The organism is Aneurinibacillus danicus, assembly GCF_007991215.1.
Classification (GTDB): domain Bacteria; phylum Bacillota; class Bacilli; order Aneurinibacillales; family Aneurinibacillaceae; genus Aneurinibacillus; species Aneurinibacillus danicus.
The window spans coordinates 1-3279 of record NZ_BJXX01000239.1 but is presented as its reverse complement, the minus strand read 5'-3'; the positions used below and the strand labels follow the sequence as shown (position 1 = coordinate 3279).

3 protein-coding genes are annotated in these 3279 nt (G+C 48.9%); 2 read left to right on the top strand and 1 reads right to left on the bottom strand.

Annotation, left to right across the window (positions count from 1 at the left end; all coding sequences use genetic code 11):
- Window positions 1–84 precede the first annotated feature (84 nt).
- A complete protein-coding gene (locus ADA01nite_RS21380; RefSeq protein ID WP_146812451.1) occupies window positions 85–1449 on the bottom strand; it encodes a sigma-54 interaction domain-containing protein in 1365 nt (454 codons plus the stop codon).
- A 219-nt stretch (window positions 1450–1668) separates the two neighbouring features.
- Between ADA01nite_RS21380 and ADA01nite_RS21375 the strand changes: the two genes are divergently transcribed.
- Together ADA01nite_RS21375 and ADA01nite_RS21370 are read left to right on the top strand one after the other, a co-directional pair.
- Window positions 1669–2895 (top strand): acyl-CoA dehydrogenase family protein, encoded by a 1227-nt coding sequence (locus tag ADA01nite_RS21375; protein WP_146812450.1) that lies wholly within the window; start codon window positions 1669–1671, stop codon window positions 2893–2895.
- A gap of 75 nt (window positions 2896–2970) precedes the next feature.
- Window positions 2971–3243, top strand: a complete 273-nt coding sequence (locus ADA01nite_RS21370) for a hypothetical protein (protein ID WP_146812449.1) — start codon at window positions 2971–2973, stop codon at window positions 3241–3243.
- Window positions 3244–3279 lie beyond the last annotated feature (36 nt).

The window sequence follows — 3279 nt, the reverse complement described above, 5'->3', positions numbered from 1 at the left end:
AAGGGATCAGGTTGCCATCTGAATCCCTTCCTCTCTGCGCCGGCTGATTCCATATGGAATCAGCGATGAATATTGTAATCGTTTTCATTTAATGCCGAGCTTCTGAATTTTTTTGACGAGGGACGACTGGCTAATTCCGAGAACCTTGGCCGTTTTACGCGTCGTTTTATGCTCGGCCAGATTTTGCTCAATCATGTTTCGTTCTACATGCTCCAGCAGCTCTTTGAGCGTTGTTTTTTTCGTATTGCTTTCATCAATTTTCGGCAAAGTAAAGGGAAAGTCGGATATTTTGATTTCCCGCTGGTCGACGGTAATGGAGAGCCGCTCAATCAGGTTTTCCATTTCACGGATGTTGCCCGGCCACGCATACTGTTCCATAAAAGGGAAAACATCCGGATGAAACCTTTTGTCCAATCCGTATTTTTCATTCATTTTATTCAGGAAAAAGCACGCCAACGGCATGATATCATCCTTACGCTCCCGAAGCGGAGGGATTTTGATAGGAATAATGTTCAGGCGGTAATATAAATCCTGCCGGAATGTCCCCCTTTCCACCATCGCCTCTAGCGATTGATGGGTAGCGGATAAAACCCGTACATTCACTTTCACGCTTTTTCTCCCACCGACTCTCGTAATTTCCAATTCCTGTAGTACCCGTAGCAGTTTTGCCTGTAAATCAAGCGGCATATCCCCAATTTCATCCAGGAAAATCGTGCCGCCTTCCGCCTGCTCGAACAGACCCGGCTTTCCCCGGCTATCCGCCCCTGTAAATGCCCCCTTCTCGTAGCCGAATAGCTCCGATTCCAGCAAATGCTGCGGAATGGCAGCGCAGTTCACTTTGATGAGCGGTCCCTGCGCCCGATTACTTGCCCGGTGAATCAGTTTGGCGATAACCTCCTTGCCCACACCCGACTCTCCTAGCAGGAGTACCGTCGAGTCTACCCTTGCCACTTTTTGTACAAGGTGCAGCACCTGAATCATTTCTTTGCTGTGAGCGATAACGCCGTCAAGCAGAAGCTGCATCTTCTCTTTCATCTTAAACTCTTTAATCTCATTTATAAATTTTTGCGTTAACGCCTTAGACTGCTGCAGTTCCAGCTTCAGCCGGTTCAACTCGGAAATATCCCGTATATTGGTAACGATGTATTCAATCTCACCCTGTTCGTTATATACCGGACTACCGGTTGCCAGCACTTCTTTTCCCCTGACCGTTTGCACGATCGTCATCGGTTTCTTGCTTTTCAATACTTTGAAGGATACAGATTCAGAAATGATGCCTTCCCGCTCAAGTTCCTGCAGATTTCTTCCGATCAGTTCTTCTTTTTGTACGCCTGTGATTCGCGTATACGCCTCATTCACCATTACGCCATTTCCATTTGCATCAGCCACATATATTCCATCGTAACTGGACTGAAAGATAGAGGTAAACAACGTTTGTAATTTGACCATTAGTTTTCACCATCACTTTTCTATCATCCTTGCATTTTTACTATCATTATACTATATTTTTTTCAGAATATAGTAATACTTTAAAATTTACCGTCTATTTTAAGCATAAGTCGTTTTGTGTTCGCTTTCCTAAAAATAATAAAAATTGCAGCGAGTGAACATTGGCATTGTTTTTGCTTGAATATATAGGCAATTCTATATTTTAAAGGAGTGATCAGTTTGTTCAATTTCAGCCCGTCACCGGAACAGCAGGACATGATTGAAAAAGCGACCGCATTTATGGAGGAATACGTCTATCCAAACGAAAAGCATATGGTTCCACACCGCGGTTTACCGGAAGATATTTTGCGGCCGCTGCAGGCACGCGTAAAGGAAATGGGACTGTGGGCTGGCCATATGCCGAAAGAAGTCGGCGGCATGGGAATGGGCTTCGTATCGCTTGGCCTCCTCTCGGAAATCATCGGCAGAAGTCCTATCGCTCCGTATATTTTCGGCTCGATGGCACCCGATGCTGGAAACGGTGAAATCTTATGGAAAGCCGGCTCTCCGGAGCAGAAAGAGAAGTATCTCATTCCGCTTGTAAACGGAGAAATCCGCTCCTGCTTTGCCATGACCGAACCGGAAGTATCCGGTTCCGACCCGACAATGCTTCAAGCATACGCCGAATTGGACGGAGACGAGTGGGTTATTAACGCCCATAAATGGTTTACCACCGGGGCTCTCGGCGCTTCGTTTTCCATTGTCATGGCGATGACCGATCCGGACGCCCCGCCGCATAAGCGATTCAGCATGTTTCTGGTCGATGCCGACAATCCGGGCTTTGAAATTGTGCGCGAAGTACCTGTGATTGGCGATCACTATACCGGCGGGCACTGTGAAGTGCGCTATACAAACTGCCGCGTGCCGAAAGAGAATCTGCTCGGCCCGCGCGGCGAAGGATTTTCCCTCGCCCAGCTCCGACTCGGTCCGGGTCGGATTACGCACGCCATGCGCTGGATCGGCGTAGCAAAGCGTAGCTTTGATTTAATGGTTCAGTATGCTTCTCAACGGATTACACGCGGCAAACCGCTGTCCGAGTTTCAATCCATCCAAAATTTCATCGCCGATTCTGCGGCGGAGATTGAAGCCGCCCGCCTGATGACGCTATATGCCGCCTGGAAAATGGACCAGGGCGATGAGGCGCGCAAAGAAATCTCCATGATCAAGTTCTACGGAGCCAAAGTGCTGCATGATGTTATCGACCGGGCTATCCAGGTACACGGCGCACTCGGAATTACAGGCGATACGCCGCTTGAAGGATTTTACCGCGAGGCGCGGACAGCCCGTATTTATGACGGCCCGGACGAAGTGCACCGTATGGTTGTCGCAAAGCAGGTGCTTAAAGCGTTCAGAAGGGGAACAGGCGATGAACAAAAACAGCGTGAAGCCGCAAACAACCTCCATTAACTAGGAGGCGATCGAGCGATACATCCGCTCACCGATCTCGCATGCAGTCTGGCCTACTGGGCAGAACCCGGTGAGGTGGAAACCGGGCTTGCGTCCGTCACCATCCAGCCCGGCTTTCTGACGCGCCGGGAGTTCGCCGATTTGTACGCTGCAAAAAGCGGACGTGATTTATCTACCATCCATTATCATCTCACCTTTGCCTTCTACAAAATCGCGGTCGTACTCCAGCAACTTTACTACCGCTGGAAAAAAGGTGAGGCCAACGACGACCGGTTTGCCAGGCTCGATATCGGCATCTACAATTTAATGCTCCAGGCACATCGGGCAAAAAACAGAGAACTGTTATAAAATTGACCTTCTCCCACGGCTGAAGCACGTGGGAGT